The organism is Bacillus sp. SORGH_AS_0510 (assembly GCF_030818775.1).
Classification (GTDB): Bacteria; Bacillota; Bacilli; order Bacillales; family Cytobacillaceae; genus Neobacillus.
In genome coordinates, this window is record NZ_JAUTAU010000001.1 from 4,437,151 (window position 1) to 4,454,563 (window position 17,413).

Below are 17,413 nucleotides of genomic sequence, written 5' to 3' on the forward strand. Positions count from 1 at the left end.
TTAAACAGCCCCTTCTTCAGGTATCACTGATTTTTTCGCTTTCCACTCAATTAAGTTTTTCACGACCAAGGTAATGATGGCGAAAAAGGACATTAACGATGCAACTGCAAACGCCGCTGAAAACTGATACTCATTATATAAAATCTCAATATGCAATGGCATCGTATTAGTCAAACCGCGAATATGGCCGGAAACAACCGAAACGGCTCCAAATTCACCAATCGCCCGGGCACTGCAGAGGATCACACCGTATAATAATCCCCATTTAATATTCGGAAGTGTAACCAGCCAAAACGTTTTCCAACCACTTGCACCTAATGTCAACGATGCTTCCTCATCTGTTGTGCCTTGTGTCTGCATCAATGGAATCAATTCTCTAGCCACAAAAGGCAGAGTGACTAGCAGAGTGGCTAGAAGAATTCCTGGAACGGCAAAAATAATCTTAATATCATGTAACATTAGCCAAGGGCCGAATAAACCATGTGCACTGAATAATAAAACAAACACCAATCCGGCAATAACCGGGGATACTGCAAAGGGCAGGTCAATAACCGTAATCAAAAAGCTTTTTCCCTTAAAATTGAACTTAGTCACGCTCCAAGCAGCGGCCACCCCAAAAATCGCATTAAGAGGAACCGTGATAAGCGCAATAAGGAAGGTTAACTTTATAGCGGATAAGGCATCCGGACTAGTAATAGCTGCCCAAAACACCTCTCCTCCTTTTTCAAAGGCTTTTACGAATATTGCAACAAGTGGTAAAACTAGAAATAAACATAGAAATCCTAATGCTACCGTAATTAAAAGCCACCTCACCCACCGAGGCTCAGAATTTTTCGAGGTAGTCTGTAGTGATGTGTTACTTGCATATGCCAGAGAAACATGTCCAGCCATAGTGACCTCCTATTTTTTTATATGAATTTTCTATTTGTCCACCATTGCAACAGGTTAATTAAGAATAAGAGAATAAATGAAAAAATTAGCATGACTGCAGCAATGGCAGTCGCCCCCGAATAATCATATTGCTCAAGCTTTGTCATAATTAAAAGGGGCGTAATTTCTGTTTTCATGGGCATGTTTCCTGCAATAAACACCACTGATCCATATTCCCCAAGCGCTCTTGCGAATGCTAGAGCAAAACCCGTTAGTGCAGCTGGCAGTAATTCAGGAAAAATGACTTTTCCAAAGGTTTGGAAACGGTTGGCTCCTAAGCTAGCAGAAGCTTCTTCAAGTTCTTTTTCAAAGTTTTGGAGGACAGGCTGAACCGTTCGGACCACAAAGGGTAAGCCAATAAAGGTAAGAGCCAGCGTAATGCCAAGAGGGGTAAACGCCACCTTAAAGCTTAAAAACTGTCCAATCCAGCCTGTTTTTGTATATAAAGTGGTTAAGGCAATTCCTGCAATCGCTGTTGGCAAGGCAAAGGGAAGATCAACAAGTCCATCGATAATCTTCGCTCCAGGAAACCGGTAACGAACTAACACCCACGCAATTAATACACCAAAGATGACATTTATTGTTGCTGCTAGGAGCGAAGCACCGATGCTGAGTTTATAGGAAGCTATTACTCTTGGATCAGATATGGTCTGCCATATTTTATCCCAAGGGGCAGCCGCCGTTTGAAAAAAAATCATGGATAAGGGCAAAATGACGATAAGACTGAGGTAAAACATGGTAAATCCAAGTGACAAGCCCAAGCCTGGAAGTACACTGTTTCGTTTCCTTTTTAGACTTTGTATATGAGCCATGAGGTTGACCCCTTCCGCTAAAAGTTAGATAAGCGTTCCCAACCTAGTAAGAGTTGAGAACGCTTATTCATTTTTTCTTACTTTGGCTGATATATTTGATCGAAAGTACCGCCGTCATTGAAATGAGTTTCCTGTGCTTTTTTCCAACCTCCGAAATAATCATCGATCGTTACTAAATTCAGCTTTGGGAAAGTATCCGCATACTTCGCAAGAACTTCTTCATTTCTTGGTCTATAGTAATTTTTCGCTACAATTTCCTGTCCTTTTTCTGTGTATAAGTAATTTAAGTAGGCTTCAGCCACTTCTCTGGTACCCTTTTTATCCACCACTTTATCTACAACTGCAACAGGTGGTTCAGCAAGAATACTTATGGATGGAGCTACAATTTCAAATTTGTCTTTCCCTAGCTCGTTTAAGGTTAAAAATGCTTCATTCTCCCAAGCGATTAATACGTCTCCAATGCCCCGTTCAACAAATGTAGTCGTCGCACCGCGTGCCCCAGAATCTAACACCTCAACGTTGCTATATAATTGGCCCATAAAGCTTTTGATTTTCTTTTCATCGCCGTTGTATTTTTCCTGTGCATAAGCCCAAGCAGCTAAGTAATTCCAGCGTGCTCCCCCAGAAGTTTTCGGATTCGGTGTGATGACTGAAACGCCCTTCTTCGTTAAATCATCCCAATCTTTAATCCCCTTCGGATTTCCCTTCCTAACTAAAAACACAATCGTAGATGTATAAGGTGTAGAGTTATCTTTCAATTTCTTCTGCCAATCTTTTGAAAGTAAACCAGCTAGGTTTGCAATTTCATCGATATCATATGCCAAAGCAAGTGTAACCACATCTGCTTCTAGTCCATCAATTACTGCGCGGCCCTGCTTCCCTGACCCGCCGTGTGATTGCTGAATCGTTACCTCTTGACCTGTTTTATTTTTCCAATAGCTTGCAAATTCCTTATTAAACTCTTCATAAAGCTCACGAGTCGGATCGTATGAAACATTCAATAACTCCACTGGTGGCTTATTTTCGGTCTTTTTTTCTGTCGTTTTCTCTTCCTTTTTTTGACCAGTTTGATTGCTTGTTTGATTACTACCGCATCCGGTTAATAGAAGCCCCAGAATAAGTAGCAACAGTGTTAATTTAATTGATCCTTTTTGTATACGTAACATGGTAAAACGCCCCCTTATTTGTAAATAAAAAAGGCTGCTTCATTTTAATACCTATTAAAGAGAATTTCGGCACATAAAAAGCTCCGAAAAACAGCTCTAAATCAGTAATAAAAAGTAGCAGCCTTCAGTAAGTCTGATCGGCATAATAGATTAGTAAGTCCAGTACTTATTTTATTGTTTATCTTTTGATGCATGTTTCTTTTGTCCAAACCGTGTTTTCTCGGTTTTGTCAATTTGAGTAATCGCTCCGTCATGAACCGTAATAATAACTGAGCCATACTCCATCCCTTTAAGTGTTGATAGAATAAAGTTGGCCTTAGCTTGATCTACATTCGCCATTTATTCATCCTCCTCATATATAATATATCCTATGTGTTTACTTGGTTTTTATAATGAAAAAATAATACTAACCTAGTAGACGGACAACAATATGGACTACACTTACTTATCGGATAAGTCATGATGAAATTCTCCCTTCAAAAAAATAAAAGGCTTATACCCATAAAAATGAGTATAAGCCTTTGGTTTTCCAATCAGCTTAAATAGTTCAGTTAGATTATTTTCATTTTATTCTGACTTTACCTACCTGTCAAGTGTGTTTTAAAAAGTTATTTTGTATTTTCCAAAATGTTGCGAATCTTATCCGTATATATCTTAGCTAAGTTCTTTTTCGTGTACTCAAAGTTTTTCATGCTGGCTTCTTTAGGAATATTCATATCCACAAATTTCCTATCAAGTTTTTCGATGATAAAGCGCTCGTCTTTATCCTGTGGCGTCCCGCCCACCTCGGCTAGATCAATTCTTGTCCCATCTTTCAATTCAATAATGTAAAAAAATTCACCCTTGGAGTGCCCGAATAATGAGGAGCGACCCTTCCCATACACACCTGTTTGGATTTTCGATATGTCATTGTAGCTATATTCCTTTCCCTGCGGAGTGAAAAAAGAATAATTAACGATTCTTTTTGCTTTAACTACCGTAACTGGTGTGATCACCGTGTATAACAGTACAAGGGTACCAGTTATAACAACAGAAATAATGATTTTTCTATTCCTGCTGAAAAACTTACCATATCGTAATGTATCTCTAAAGTCCTTATTAAAGAGGTAAAAGTATCCCACAAAAAGATAGATCTCAAAAATGAAAACCAACCCTGAATAAGGTGATCTGAAAATCCAGATGACATACTCTTTTGGAACAAAAAATGCTTGTTGGAGGAATGCGATTAAGACAAATATGCCTATAGTCAAAAGGATGATGGCGATAAATCCTAGCAATCGTAAAAAGAATACAATAAGTTTTTTCATTGCAATGGCTCCTGTACAATATTAGTCATGAAGCATCAATAAAAGGAGAGCAATATTACTCTCCTTCGTTTACGACGATTTGATACCCTTCTTGTTGCAGGCCGTCCTCATATACATCTTTTGTTACTATGTAATAGGTTTCTCCATTATTGTTTGTAATAACCATCTCACTTGGACTTTTGTCGACCGCAGCCGCATCCAGGCTGAAGTATGGTAAACCTAAAATTGATGTATCAAATGCCATGCGAATCCCTCATTTCTATTTTTCTAAAGCTTACCTTCTTTTTAACATTGAGGCAAGGACTCTTAGTCACGATACACTAGTGTTATACACTTTTATCCTGTTCCAAGTTGATTTCCAGTTCTTTTTTGCAATACGCTCTTTATAGAATTTCATCCGCTCTTCATTCTCTATAAAAAATGGAGTTGCCCTAACCTCGAATTGGACTACATCGCTAATCCCCCAAGGAGCTGTTAAGATGACATTGTTATCTCCATCTAATTTAACACCAAGTGCTGTTGCGGTTTCAGGAAATTTCGATATTGCATCCACCGAGGAAGTATAAGGTCGCATATTATTTCTAATATGCATTCTGGCTTCATTTTTCACCGACCACGGACAATCAGGCATAAGGGTTCTAAGTTTTGCTTCATACTTTTTTTCTACTAATTCATCCATTGTTGTTTGATCAAAAAAAATGACATCAATATCAGGAATAGGAGTCCTTTCGCTAAAGTCATGAAGGTGATCCCATATTTTTGAACGAACAAACCCTGCACAAATCCACCAGTCTGGTAAATCCAGTGAATTCACTGTTTTTAATATTTCCATAATCCATGAATCACTTTGTATAATCGAAATAACTCCTTGCTCATCTATCATTTTTTAGTGGAACCACCTTTTGTTATTCATAGGATCCTTTAACCTCTGGGAACGATTGATAGACAGGATTTTGTTTGAGGATGGCTTTAATATCAGCAACCAGTTCCGACATTTGTTTTCCATCCTTACTCTTATCACATTCGGACCACGCAAAATGTCGCTTCGCGTCATTAATCCACACGGTTAGCTCATAACTTTCAAATGGCTTCTTATTGCATTGAGTTGATAGCTTTTTTTCCTCAAGATAGTTTGAAAGAATCATGAGCTTATAGATTTGGTTCATTTCATCCTTTGAAAACTGGAAATCACTGACGCCAACTTCCTCACCATTTTGTAAGTCCTTGATAAGTTCCTGTTCCTTTGTGTTAATTTTATTTTTCATACCCACACCGTACTTCAACTCAAATTCAAACAAATCCTGTTGGTCGACATCGTGAGAAATGGTCAGTAACTCTCCTAAATTTGGGCATTCCTCGATTATATATTTGGTACTTGTAGATGATTCTTGTTTTTGGATACTTTTACAATGATAGGTTTTTACCTCTCCTTGACCAAACTCGTCTTCTCTTGTGTCTTCTATAATTTTCAATTTGGAGCCGTTATAGGTTAAATCATAGTAAATAGGATCCCCTTCTATTGTAAATCGAGTGAGCCGAACCTGATCCTTCTTCCCGCTGTTCACATTTTTAACAAACAGGTCTAATCTTTTAATATTCTCAAGACCACCATGGGCTTCTACCACTTCATTTGCAGTTGGTTTATAATGTTTTTGAGTAGATTCGTCATCTCTTTGACAGGCCGCTAAAAGAACAAACACAAACGCGATTAACCCCAGCCATAAAGCTTTTTTACTCATGCGCTGTTCACACCTTTTCAGGAAATAGGACTTTCCATGCCCATTGCTGTGTAAAACTCTAGAAGGTGTTTGCTAGAAAGAGATTTCTTCAATAGTTCTTCATCGTATCCGTAGGTTTTCATTGCCTTGATGATGGCATCAATTCTTTCCTGTCTTTGTCTTCTATAGTTGGATTCTAATTGTATTTCCAGTGGGACAGTTCGGATGGTATATGGTCCAAACGAGACTTTTTTATAAAGGTCCCAAATATATTTTCCGCCTTCCCAAATTCCATTTCCTGTTTGCGAATCAGGGATACCTGCAGAATTCGAAATGTTCACGACTTCAACATCGACGCCTTCAATTTTCCAACGTCCTTTTGTCCAGGTAAAACCGGTTGGGAAGGTTTGGGTAAAGGTTGGCTCTTCGAAGGAGGATAGCCAATTCTCATCATGTTTTTCTCCACCTTTTGACGGGAGGGAATATGATTGTAACAATTCGGCAAATTGGCCGACAATCTCTTGGTCTTTTACATAGATATCAATGTCCCCAGGAGTCATGTCACAGCCTTGGAGCACTGAACCCACAGAGCCGACCAAAATCCATTCCATTCTGGATTCGGTGTTAAAATAGATCTCACATATTTTTGATAAGGCCTTTTCCCAATTACTCAAATTCTCCACCTCTTGTCGATTCAATCCAATTACCACTTCTGATTTCATTTACCTTTCCAAAAAACTCAATGGTATCTCCTTGTAAAACAATACCATCACCGTCGTAACAGGTGTAAATGGTGTTTTGATTGGTTAAAGAATACTCTAATAATTCCTCTAGACGAGGCTTTTGTACTTCCCAATGTGGCATGAATTCAAAGTTTACGAGATCCAACGCCTCTAATGTTTGCAATTCAACGAGATTTTCGTCTATGTAGTCTGCAATCTTAATGGTTTTAGACATCATGATGCTCCCGGCACTCAGTCCAATCAGTAGTTTACCCTTTTCCACCATGGCTTGGATGGTTGGGATCAGGTTTCTTTCCTGGAGATTTTTTAAAAAATAGAAGGTGTTTCCTCCTGATAAGAAAAGCCCGTCGCACTCTTTCAATTGTTCTAGCAAGCTCTCATCATATTCTTCATCTGCATCAAAATATAAAACATCGCTAACCCCTAAGGACTGGAAATACTCCATAACATAATTGAAATATCTTCTTTGATGGTCTGATTGGGAGGGAATATATGCTAGTTTAAACAGGCTTTCGCCTATCATCCCTTTAATTCTTTCCTCTAAATGTAAATTCATATTGTTTGAAATATTGCTTAACAAGACGAGATTTCTCATACTTAGTACCCCTTTTTTACATATCAAACATTTTTCGTAAGTTCTTTTCACTTCGGCATATGTGAAGTAAATCCCTGCCTAGGTTGTTTTAAGAACTATAATATAAACAAGCCAGGTAAAAAAACCTGACTTTAACGCAATCATTAAAAATGTAACCCTTTCCCAACAGGCTGAACAGATTCGATTACTTTATTCACTATGTCTTCGTTTATTAGTGTCCTAATAATCCAAGCTGATAAATCTTGAGCTGCATAACATCCTGCTGCAGTAGAAATATTTCCATTGTTAACAAAGCTCTGTTCAATAACATCTACATTAAATTGTTTTAGCTGTTCTACTGCTGTTGGATAGGTTGTTGCTTTTTTTCCAGTTAATAATCCTTTTGCACCTAATAAAAGTGCACCTGAGCACATGGAACCTATTAGTTGCCTTTTTGTATCTAGGTTAATTTTTGATAGATATTCTTGATCTTTATATAAATCTTGAACACCCTTACCGCTTGTGAAAATGACTGCATCAGCAAAAGGTATTTCGGAAATACTTCCTGTCATTGGGATACGTAACCCAGAAACCGAAATATGGGTCTCTTCAGTTCCTAATAGTTGAACATCCCAATTCGATATCCCACCGACATGTCGAACCCGGTTTAATAAATCCCACGGTAAAAAAACATCTATATCAGTAAAGTTATCAAAACATACAATTGCGATTTTCAAGTGCGTCCTCCTCCTTTTTTACCAAAATTTATTATAACATTTTTGGATAAATAAGGAAAATCGTATATTTATAAGATAGGTAAGATTCTTTGAAGAGCAAACTACTTATTTCTTTTTATAAGATGATTAAACATAAAATTTGTGTAATAGTAGATATGTTATAGAGAGATTTTTGTATATGAGGATGAAAATCCCACTTTGATTAAAAAGATGATTGAAGAACTTTTAACAGAAAAATATGGTGATTTTAAACTTGTTAGATTAACTGGAGGTTATACAAATGAAACCTTCTTGTTAACTGGTTCTCATATTCCATTAGTTATTAAAGTTGCAAAAACTATAAACGAAGACATTGATAATGAACTAAATTGTTTAAAAATTACTCATAAAACAGGGATCACACTAAAAGCTTATTGTGTATATAAAGTATGGAAAGTTTTGCATAAGGTCCAAAAATCTCCTAAAGAAGTTCAGGAAGAATGGATTAGACGTTTAGAATGGACAATTGATACCGACATTATTACTTTTCCCATAAATTCATAGTACCCTCTAACGAAAAAGCTGTCCCCTAATCCAGGGACAGCTTTTTCCTGTCGAGCCATACGGTAACAAGCGTTTATTCAGTTAAATCAATAGAATACTTTGCAAATCCACCAGCCGATGGCCCAATATATTTTATATTCGGGAACTGGCCAATAAACTTCTGAGCATTCGGCGAACTATCAAACACTGGAACAACTGTGCCTTTGAATTTAGCAAAAGACCAGTTTTGATCTGCCGTCGGATTAATCGTTTTCTTTTCTTGAATATAGTTCGTGATAATTTGTCTGTTTTCATCAGGTGATTTTAATACAATCTCACCTTGACTTACTCCAGGGAAGGTCACACTTGTTGCACGATAATTATTCGTTGCCACAATAAACTTCTGGTCTGCCGCAACAGGCTCTCCTTGATAGGTTAAGTTTAAAATCCGGCTCGAACCAGCATTAATCACATTCCCGTTAGGATCGTATTTAGCCGGCTTCGTTACATCGATTTGGTACTGCACTCCATCAATCACATCAAAATTAAAAGATTGGAAGTTCGAATTAATTAACGGCTGTTCCCCCGTCTGGGATGGATCGATTTGATTAAATTGTCCAGCACTCATTTCCAGCCATTCTTTAAGCTGCGCTCCTGTAACTAACTTCGCTTGAAGCGTATTCGGATACAAATACAAATCTGCGACATTCTTTATTGCCAAAGTTCCCGCCGGAATGTCTGTATAGTACTGTGGACCGTTACGCCCACCTGCCTTAAACGGCGCAGCCGCGGAAAGGACAGGGATACCTGCATACTTACTATAAGCTGGATCCTTTAATTTCTCGGTTAAGTATTCTGTTTGTGCAATATTCACGATTTGAACAGAAGGATCATCCTGGACGAGCGCAAAATAACTATAAATCGGAGCGGTCGTTTCTCCAACAGGCTGGTTCACATATTTAATCGTGCCCTCATGTTCAGGAAGGATTGCCTTCATTAACTCTTGGTCTGTTTCTACAATCGATTTCCCCGTTGCATCCACAATCGGACGAACACTAGCTTGACTGTCAACCACCTTCCACTGGCCTAGAACCTTTTGTAGTTGAAGGTCAATGACTCCAAGGTGACTGCCGAAAGCTCCCGGCATTACCACCGGTTTCCCATTAATCGTCCCTTTCTCCAGATTCACTTTCTCTAAAACCTTATAAAGAGGTCCAGGGAAAACATTATGTTGATGTCCGGTAAAAATCGCATCAATGTCCTTGATTTCGGTTAAATAGTAAGCCGCATTCTCCATTCTCGGCTGATAGGGCTCACCGCTAATTCCAGTATGAGCAAGGGCAACAATTACGTCAGCCCCTTTCTTTTTCATCAACGGAACATATTTCTTCGCAGTCTCCACAATAGGTTTTACTTCGACTTTGCCTTCTAAATTGGCTTTATCCCATTCCATAATCTGCGGTGGAACAAAGCCAATGATCCCAATCTTAATCGTTTGTTTTTTCCCTTGTGCATCCACAACAGTTTTATTAAGGAAGACATAAGGTTCAAAATATGGCTGATCTGTTCCTGCTTTCACCACATTTGCATTGACCAGCGGCATTTTAGCATCGTTTAATACTTCGTTGAGATAATCCAATCCATAATTGAATTCATGGTTTCCTACCGTTGTAGCATCATATTCTAACTGATTAAAAAGGCGATAAACCGGGTGCACCTCGCCTTTCTTTAATCCCTTTACCTTTGCGACGTAGTCACCTAAAGGATTGCCTTGAATTTCGTCCCCATTATCAAACAGCATTGAGTTTTTCACTTCGTTCCGTGCCTGTTTGATCAAGGTAGCGGTTTTCACCAAACCCACTTTGTCATCCTGCTTTGTCTGATAATAATCATAATTAGCTAAAAAAACATGAATATCGGTCGTACCAAGTAAACGAAGCTGGACAGCACTGTCTGGCTTTTTTGCAAATGCACGGAAATGTGAAAACTGTCCAATGATCACTAGCAATGAAACTAGAAAGATGGTAAGTGTCTTAATCAATCCATAAACCTCCTTTTGAAAAAATTTCATACAAACGAGCATAGTTTTGGCAGCTATGGATTGGAATATGCCGATACGTATAAAAAATCCACCTATCAAATTCTATTCCATTCGAGTAAACAGTGAATTATAATAAAAGGATACTTACTTATAAAATAAGGTAAGAATACACCTTACATTTTCAGGAGGTGATGAGTCTTGGGAAATCTAACTAGATTACCAGGGACTCCAGCAACTCATGCAAAGCCAAGTATTGGAAAGGCGATACTTTGCATGGGGCGGACACTAACTTAACAAATCGCCCAGGTAAGCTTTTTAATATGCGGCTTTGCACCTTATTTCTCTAAATAAAATAAGGGGCTGGCAATGTATGAAATATGTAAACGCAAGCAACATCTTACCTGAAAAGCTGATTGCAGAAATTCAAAAATACGTTCAAGGGGAAACCCTTTATATTCCGAAGCCGGAAAAAACCTACCGGACATGGGGCAGTTGTTCCGGAGCAAGGAAATCCATCGATGAACGAAATTCCGCTATCAAGCATGCTTTTACGAACGGAAAAAGCATTCCTGATTTAGCGGATGAGCATTTCTTATCCATCGAAACGATCAAGAAAATAGTTTACTCAAATAAAAAACACTGATGGCTTGTGCTGTCAGTGTTTTCTTATGTATAGTTTGTTTCTAATTCATTTTCTACATTTTATTAGTAAGATACTTCTTATAAAATAAAGTTGAATGAGGTGACGAACAATGGATGAAAAATTCATTAAGAATGACCAATATAATTTTATCAAACGGCAAGTGGCCTTGATTAAGGATAGTTACAGGAAGAATTCCGACCCAAATGTGATTAAGGCAGTAAGAGAACTGTCGAATGCTCAAATTCTTGAGCTTTTCCCGCAGGCAACAAAGAAACAGGCAGACAGTCTGGACCTTTTAAAATGGAAAACGGAAGCGGTGCTTGATCAATATGTTCAAGAGCTAGCCAGCTTCTTAATCCCCTTCCCCAAGCTGACCGAACAGCAAGTGAAAAAGATGTTTCCTAAGGTAAAAAAGTTAAAGGTACCCAATTTATCAGATCTCGATTACGAAAAAATGACCTACCTAAGCTGGACGGATATTAGCTCAAATAAAAAGTTTATCATCTATGATCTTGATGAGAAGTTGATGGGGATCGAATGCAAATATTCTATTTCGAATAAGGATAATATCTGTTCGTTCTGTAATCGTTTTGGGAAGGTGGCTTTTATTACCACAGTAACCAAAGCGAAAAAGTCTAATAACCCGGATTACTATAAAGCTATTGGAAACTATATTTGCTTTGATAGTGCTGAATGTAATAAAAAAATCACTAGCGTTGACTATTTAATTTCGTTTTTAGAAGAGGCGCTTAGGAAGCATGCTTAAACACAAGAACCTTGCCAGTTAATTGGCAAGGTTCTTCTTTGTTATGTGAGGTTTTAAGGTGTCCTGGAGAAAAATTTGCTCATAAGACAGTAATCAACTTATACGACAGTAAATCACTCTTATCCAACAGTAACCTACACCTATACGACAGTAAATTACCTTCATACGACAGTTACACGCACCTATACGACAGTAAATTACCCTCATACGACAGTTACACGCACCTATACGACAGTAAATTACCTTCATACGACAGTTACACGCACCTATACGACAGTAAACCAATCCGAAGTACTCTGAACCTCCCTACTAGATCATCAAGATTTCCCTAATATCCTCTTCCGTAAGGTTAGCCATCACTTTTTCATCTGAATCAATTACTTCATCGATTAAATCTCTCTTCTTATCCTGCAGATCGTTCATTTTTTCCTCGATGGTGCCTCGGGCCACGAGTTTGATGACCTGAACGACATTTTGCTGCCCCATCCGATGAGCGCGGTCTGCCGCTTGCTCCTCGACAGCAGGATTCCACCATGTGTCATATAGAATCACCGTATCGGCACTCATCAGATTAAGTCCTGTTCCCCCAGCTTTCAAGGAGATTAAGAATAAATCCCTCTCCCCTTGATTAAATCGGTCGCAGATTTCCACTCGTTCTTCTGGCGGCGTTTGACCATCCAGATAAAAGAACGGCAGCCCTTTCGCCTGCAACCTTCGACCGATCAACTCAAGCATTTTAGTAAACTGGGAAAAAATGAGCACCCTTCTACCTGAAAACTTCGATTCATCCACAATCCTTATCAGCTGATCCAGCTTGGCTGAGCCTTCTTTATACCCATCTACAAATAAGGCAGGGTGACAACAAAGCTGCCGTAGCCGCGTTAAGCCGGCCAATATTTTAATCCGATTTTTCCGAATCGTGTCCTTATCCAGATGTTTTAACGTATCATGCCTTAATTTCGCTAGATAGGCAGCATACAGCTTCTTTTGTTCAGGATACAGTTCCACCGATTCCCGCGACTCCATTTTTTCAGGAAGCTCTGCAAGAACATCCTCTTTCAAGCGCCGCAGGAGAAATGGCCGAATTCTTCGCGCGATTGTTTTTCGAGAAAGCTTACTATATTCTTTTAATCCTAAGAACAGCTCCGGAAAGACCACATGAAAAATGGACCACAGCTCTTCGAGTGAATTCTCAACGGGTGTACCTGTTAGTGCAAAACGATGACGTGACTGCAGCTTTTTAGCCGCTCGAGCTGTCTGTGTTAATGGATTTTTAAAGGCTTGCGCTTCATCAAAGAACAACGCATAAAAGCTCTGTTTCTCTAACCAGCTAATCTCTCGCCGTAATAACGGGTAGGAGATAATCATTACATCCACATCAGATACCTTTTTTAGCAGTTCACCCCTCTCCGATTTGTCCCCATCAATTACAATAGCATTTAACTCAGGAGCAAATTTCCGAATCTCATTCAACCAGTTATAAGTTAAGGAGGCAGGACAAACAATCAAAACCGCCTCCTTCTTCTTACGAATTTCAGGCAGCTCGGACACAATATACGCCAGGCTTTGAATTGTCTTTCCAAGCCCCATATCATCTGCTAATATCCCACCAAAACCGTAGTGTGCCAGCGTTTTCATCCATTTGTAGCCCACCTTTTGATACTCTTTCAAGATATGAGCTAAACTGGTTGGCACCTCAAACTCAAGCTGTCCAGGGTTCATGAGGTGGTCAAGGAACTGGCGGAAAGATTCCTCCAGCTTAAACGCATCACTAACCTCTACCGTATCAAGAAGCTGTATACTTTGCTCGACCGGTAACTCCAATCCTGCAGCTAAGTCTTTACCCTTCATTAGAGGTGACTGAATAAACCGTTGGATTTCATTCATTTCTCTTGATTCTAATGAAAAAAGAGAGCCATTCGGCAGGCGGTAATATTTACGTTTTTCCTCCAACGCGGCTAATACTCCGCGAATCTGATGATCTGAAATTCCATCCATTTCAAATTTGAATTCGAGCCAGTTCGTCCGTTCTTTTTTGACCTTCACTCTTATCTGAGGATGGGTCGTCCCTCTAAAAATCCGGTTTCTTACCGCTGTTGTGGCATAAATCCGCACCAGTTTTTGGAGTTTTGGGAGCATATGAACAAGAAATTCATACTCGAGCTCCTCATTATGCAAAAAGTAGCCTCCGTCCGTCGTGGCAAATTCACTATCGTTCATGAGTTGCAGAATTTCTTCTTCTTTTTCTACCTCTCTTATGATTAGGCTGTCAGCTGGCAGCTCTCGCTTTTCTAGTGGATTAATCATCATATGGTCATAATGAAACTCAAGGCCGGCTAGAAGGCGATTACTTACTCGGTCTAGATAGAGTTTAGCCACCAACGGCGTACCCATTACTTGTTTCCGAATTGATTCAGCGATGGTCACTTGTCCGAGCTTTTTTAATCCTGGGGCGACTTTTTCTAGGAAAAACGAAATCTTTCCTTCCGGAATCGGGATTCGATTCGTTCCTGTTTGAGACAGCATTTGTTTTAGCTCGGTGAGACGCTTGCAGTCTTGCGCCTCTAACTGTTTGATTTTCCCTTCATACAATACAGACCGATACGCATCTAAGACCAGTACCTGTTCAAAGCCTTTCACATGCAATTGATACCCATTTCCTTCTGCTTCTTTAAACTGAAACTGCAATGGCGGCAATTCATGAGAGACGTGAATTCCTTTAAAAGTCTGCCCGTCATCCACAAGCTTTACCTGAGGGACCTTTACAAGTAACGGTTGCAGCTGTTCCCAAGACGAAGAAGGGATTGGCAGTATCTGATGCCCAGTGGTGTCAGGCACCTTTTTCATATATACCTTTTCATCACGCTGTACTTGGATGAGCTGTTGAAGGACGGCATCGGTTTCTTTTGGAAAACAATGCTTAATTGGGTCATACGTAGAGTTCCGGAAAAGAGCGGCTGACCGGCCTGAACCTACTTGTTCTAAAAAGGCACGAATGTCCGTCACGTTTGTTGACTCGACCGCCAGTTCAATACCAAAAAGGTGTTTCCCATTACCGAGATCCATTGGGCGGCAGGTAAACTCCACCTCAAGAACCTCCCTCGTTTCAAAGTGGTTTTGGTGACCACTAGAGCGAACAGGTCGATCCGAGAAAAGATTCAATAAGCCCTCAGTTAGCCCCGGGTTGCTAGATATGTTTGGGATAGTTCCATGTTGTTGATGTTCGCAAAGTGCCAATAAAACAGCCGCAATATGCTGACAATCCTTATTAAAGGACGCAAGCTTCGGGCAATTGCACTCCGTCCTTAGTTTCCCATCCGTCTCAGTTTTAATCACCACACGAAACGCTTCATCAGATGTAACCGTCGCTTGACACCATTCGGGCTGATAGTGTTCAAAGGTCACTCTGTCCGTTCGGTAAAAATAATCCCCTCGTTTGAAGGAGACAGTGCCACACATTTCTTTGATGAGTTTATGGTTTATCCGAATGTTCACGTGCGTTCCCCCTCCTCATGAGGATCAGATTTAATAGTAAGATTGTAACACAAACCTGAGAAAGGGACAGTCCCCCGTTGCGCTAAAGCGCCGGGGGACTGTCCCTTTCTCTTGCTCATTCTTCTCTGTAATCTCTTAAGTTAAAATAACCAACATAACTTACTGGTCTAAATTCTACTGCTTTATATACGGGGATCATCATCTGGTCAAACTTAAATAATTTATCCACATACTCATAATGCACCGAAAGTCCTTGGTAGGTTTCAGGAGTTAAATCCCTGAAATATTCATTCTTCAGCACATACCCAGTTTCTAACTCCACTAGGCTTTTTTTAATTATTTCTTGATAAGGGGAAAGCTCAGAAGGGATCACCATACCTTTGAGCCCTAAGATAATCTCCTCACCTTGCTTTATACTTTCTGCTCGATTCAACTCAATTTCCCCTTTAGACTTACCTGCTACAATCGCTGTTAAAAAGGCGGTTTCGGATTGTTTTTGTTTGCTAACAAGCCTAATAATATCATTTTGAAAATGGATTAACGCCACCTGCTGCTGTCGAACTGTCGAAAGACTAGCTTGCTTGTTTTTTGGTACTTGGATAAAGTTTTGTACCAAAAGCAGAAGACAGCACACCGCTATGGCCAAACTTGCTGCATATTTAAAACTCTGAATGTGTTGAGATCTTCGGGAAGATTTTTTAGATTGCTTGATTATCTTCTTTTTAATATTCTTTGAAAGCTCTAGCTCCTTAAAATAAGTATCATCAAGACTTTCCTTTAATAAACGAAGTTCATCTTCCATCTTTATCCCTCGTTTCTTTTCCAGCCTTCTTTTGTAAAAGCTCTTTGCCTCTTCTTAACCGTGTCCTGATTGTGTTTTCATTTTGTTGTAAAAGAACTGAGATTTCATCGACCCGATAATTCTCATAATAAAAGAGAATAATAACTTCCCTGTACTTTACAGGCAAATTAAGCACTGCTGATGCTAATTCCTTTTTCTGTGATCTTTCTAAAACCTGATCTAATACGCTGTCCTTCACAGTGGTTTGCTTGGGTGAAAAATCCAAATATAACAAATTCTTAAAGGACCAACTTTTCAAATAATCCTTACAAAGGTTAATGGTTATCGAATAAACCCATGTTTTCACTGAGGATTCTCCACGAAAATGATCCCAGTTCTTATAACATTTCAAGAAGGCTTCCTGCGTGAGATCCTCTGCTATTTTTTGATCCTTCACATATGTAAATGCAAGCTTTAGAATCTTGCTTCCCAAGGTTTCCACTAGTTCCTCAAGCATCGCTTCTTTGTTAATACTCGAAACATCAATGGGTGCTGGCTGCTTCGCTTTATTTATTTTCATCGGGTCCCCCCGTTCTATTCTTTCTGTACTGTTTTATTAGACGATACTTTATCAATTTATTATTCATTTATTTTAAAAAAACGTAAATTATGAGTTTTCAGGTTTAATGAAATCGGACTTTTTGTCCATAAATATTTCCCCCACCTACTGAATAAAATGACTATAACCCTTATTAGTCTACTATCTATGAAAGTAGGTATCACGAAATGAAGCACAAAATCCATCGATGTAATTGCAGAAAAGTTTGGTCCGTCCAAAACCGAAAGACCAAGTCCATAGCGAGTTCCTTACTACTGGAGGGACATTGGAAAGCTGAACTAAAGCCCGAAAGAATATCAAACCCCAAAGGCTTTGTTACAACAGATAACAGCCAATCTATTATATTTAATCCTCCCCCTGAATTACTGGTGCAATATGCAACAGTGGACAAATTAATTTATGATAAAACGAATGTAGATTTTAATCTTGACCATGGAGACCATGGAGAATCTCTTTATTTTGCGAAGGATGGGAGCTGCTTTATTCTAAAAAAAATAGAGAAGTAGAAAGTAACCTAGCCCGAGCATGAAAAAAACTAATCAAACGTTTGATTAGTTTT

19 protein-coding genes are annotated in these 17,413 nt (G+C 39.2%); 4 read left to right on the top strand and 15 right to left on the bottom strand.

The genetic code is table 11. The annotated features are described in order from the left end of the window. The 11 genes from cysW to QE429_RS22615 form a co-directional block, all read right to left on the bottom strand. A complete protein-coding gene (gene cysW, locus QE429_RS22565; RefSeq protein WP_307290209.1) occupies positions 1-891 on the bottom strand; it encodes a sulfate ABC transporter permease subunit CysW in 891 nt (296 codons plus the stop codon). 17 nt (positions 892-908) lie between these two features. Continuing rightward, complete coding sequence (gene cysT, locus QE429_RS22570) at positions 909-1,742, bottom strand: sulfate ABC transporter permease subunit CysT (RefSeq protein ID WP_307290211.1); 834 nt, start codon at positions 1,740-1,742, stop codon at positions 909-911. Positions 1,743-1,819: 77 nt separating this feature from the next. Further along, positions 1,820-2,908, bottom strand: coding sequence for a sulfate ABC transporter substrate-binding protein (locus tag QE429_RS22575; protein ID WP_307290213.1), 1,089 nt, complete (start codon positions 2,906-2,908; stop codon positions 1,820-1,822). A 171-nt stretch (positions 2,909-3,079) separates the two neighbouring features. Then, entirely contained in the window at positions 3,080-3,247 is a 168-nt protein-coding gene (locus QE429_RS22580) for a YezD family protein (RefSeq protein ID WP_307290215.1), read from the bottom strand. 269 nt (positions 3,248-3,516) lie between these two features. Further along, positions 3,517-4,215: a hypothetical protein gene (locus QE429_RS22585; RefSeq protein ID WP_307290217.1), complete on the bottom strand. Its 699-nt coding sequence runs from the start codon at positions 4,213-4,215 to the stop codon at positions 3,517-3,519. 55 nt (positions 4,216-4,270) lie between these two features. Next, the gene (locus QE429_RS22590; protein WP_307290218.1) at positions 4,271-4,459 is read right to left on the bottom strand and encodes a hypothetical protein; all 189 of its coding nucleotides are present in this window, start codon (positions 4,457-4,459) and stop codon (positions 4,271-4,273) included. Between the two features lie 66 nt (positions 4,460-4,525). Then, positions 4,526-5,098, bottom strand: a complete 573-nt coding sequence (locus QE429_RS22595; protein WP_307290220.1) for a nucleotidyltransferase family protein — start codon at positions 5,096-5,098, stop codon at positions 4,526-4,528. 22 nt (positions 5,099-5,120) lie between these two features. Further along, positions 5,121-5,954, bottom strand: a complete 834-nt coding sequence (locus QE429_RS22600) for a DUF4362 domain-containing protein (protein WP_307290221.1) — start codon at positions 5,952-5,954, stop codon at positions 5,121-5,123. A 17-nt stretch (positions 5,955-5,971) separates the two neighbouring features. Beyond that, complete coding sequence (locus tag QE429_RS22605; protein WP_307290223.1) at positions 5,972-6,607, bottom strand: hypothetical protein; 636 nt, start codon at positions 6,605-6,607, stop codon at positions 5,972-5,974. Further along, positions 6,600-7,271 carry a Type 1 glutamine amidotransferase-like domain-containing protein gene (locus QE429_RS22610; protein ID WP_307290224.1) on the bottom strand — a complete coding sequence of 224 codons (672 nt, stop codon included), beginning with the start codon at positions 7,269-7,271 and terminating at the stop codon, positions 6,600-6,602. The genes QE429_RS22605 and QE429_RS22610 overlap by 8 nt, the downstream gene beginning before the upstream one ends. Positions 7,272-7,414: 143 nt before the next feature. Further along, positions 7,415-7,987, bottom strand: coding sequence for a DJ-1/PfpI family protein (locus tag QE429_RS22615; RefSeq protein WP_307290225.1), 573 nt, complete (start codon positions 7,985-7,987; stop codon positions 7,415-7,417). Positions 7,988-8,185: 198 nt separating this feature from the next. Here QE429_RS22615 and QE429_RS22620 point away from each other — a divergent pair, with 198 nt between their 5' ends. Continuing rightward, the gene (locus QE429_RS22620) at positions 8,186-8,530 is read left to right on the top strand and encodes a hypothetical protein (protein WP_307290226.1); all 345 of its coding nucleotides are present in this window, start codon (positions 8,186-8,188) and stop codon (positions 8,528-8,530) included. A 73-nt stretch (positions 8,531-8,603) separates the two neighbouring features. On the opposite strand, the gene QE429_RS22625 is transcribed toward QE429_RS22620, so the two are convergent. Continuing rightward, positions 8,604-10,517, bottom strand: a complete 1,914-nt coding sequence (locus QE429_RS22625) for a bifunctional 2',3'-cyclic-nucleotide 2'-phosphodiesterase/3'-nucleotidase (RefSeq protein WP_307290930.1) — start codon at positions 10,515-10,517, stop codon at positions 8,604-8,606. 403 nt (positions 10,518-10,920) lie between these two features. On the opposite strand from QE429_RS22625, the gene QE429_RS22630 reads away from it, so the two are divergent. Continuing rightward, on the top strand, positions 10,921-11,193 hold the full coding sequence (locus QE429_RS22630) for a CD3324 family protein (RefSeq protein ID WP_307290228.1): 273 nt from the start codon (positions 10,921-10,923) through the stop codon (positions 11,191-11,193). A gap of 109 nt (positions 11,194-11,302) precedes the next feature. After that, a complete protein-coding gene (locus QE429_RS22635; protein WP_307290230.1) occupies positions 11,303-11,959 on the top strand; it encodes a FusB/FusC family EF-G-binding protein in 657 nt (218 codons plus the stop codon). Positions 11,960-12,268: 309 nt separating this feature from the next. Here the strand turns inward: QE429_RS22635 and QE429_RS22640 are convergent, their stop codons facing one another. The 3 genes from QE429_RS22640 to QE429_RS22650 form a co-directional block, all read right to left on the bottom strand. Further along, the gene (locus QE429_RS22640; protein ID WP_307290232.1) at positions 12,269-15,454 is read right to left on the bottom strand and encodes a DEAD/DEAH box helicase; all 3,186 of its coding nucleotides are present in this window, start codon (positions 15,452-15,454) and stop codon (positions 12,269-12,271) included. 115 nt (positions 15,455-15,569) lie between these two features. Continuing rightward, the gene (locus QE429_RS22645) at positions 15,570-16,256 is read right to left on the bottom strand and encodes a hypothetical protein (RefSeq protein WP_307290234.1); all 687 of its coding nucleotides are present in this window, start codon (positions 16,254-16,256) and stop codon (positions 15,570-15,572) included. After that, positions 16,246-16,815: a sigma-70 family RNA polymerase sigma factor gene (locus tag QE429_RS22650; RefSeq protein ID WP_307290236.1), complete on the bottom strand. Its 570-nt coding sequence runs from the start codon at positions 16,813-16,815 to the stop codon at positions 16,246-16,248. The genes QE429_RS22645 and QE429_RS22650 overlap by 11 nt, the downstream gene beginning before the upstream one ends. Positions 16,816-17,021: 206 nt before the next feature. On the opposite strand from QE429_RS22650, the gene QE429_RS22655 reads away from it, so the two are divergent. Next, on the top strand, positions 17,022-17,360 hold the full coding sequence (locus QE429_RS22655) for a hypothetical protein (protein ID WP_307290237.1): 339 nt from the start codon (positions 17,022-17,024) through the stop codon (positions 17,358-17,360). Positions 17,361-17,413: the final 53 nt, after the last annotated feature.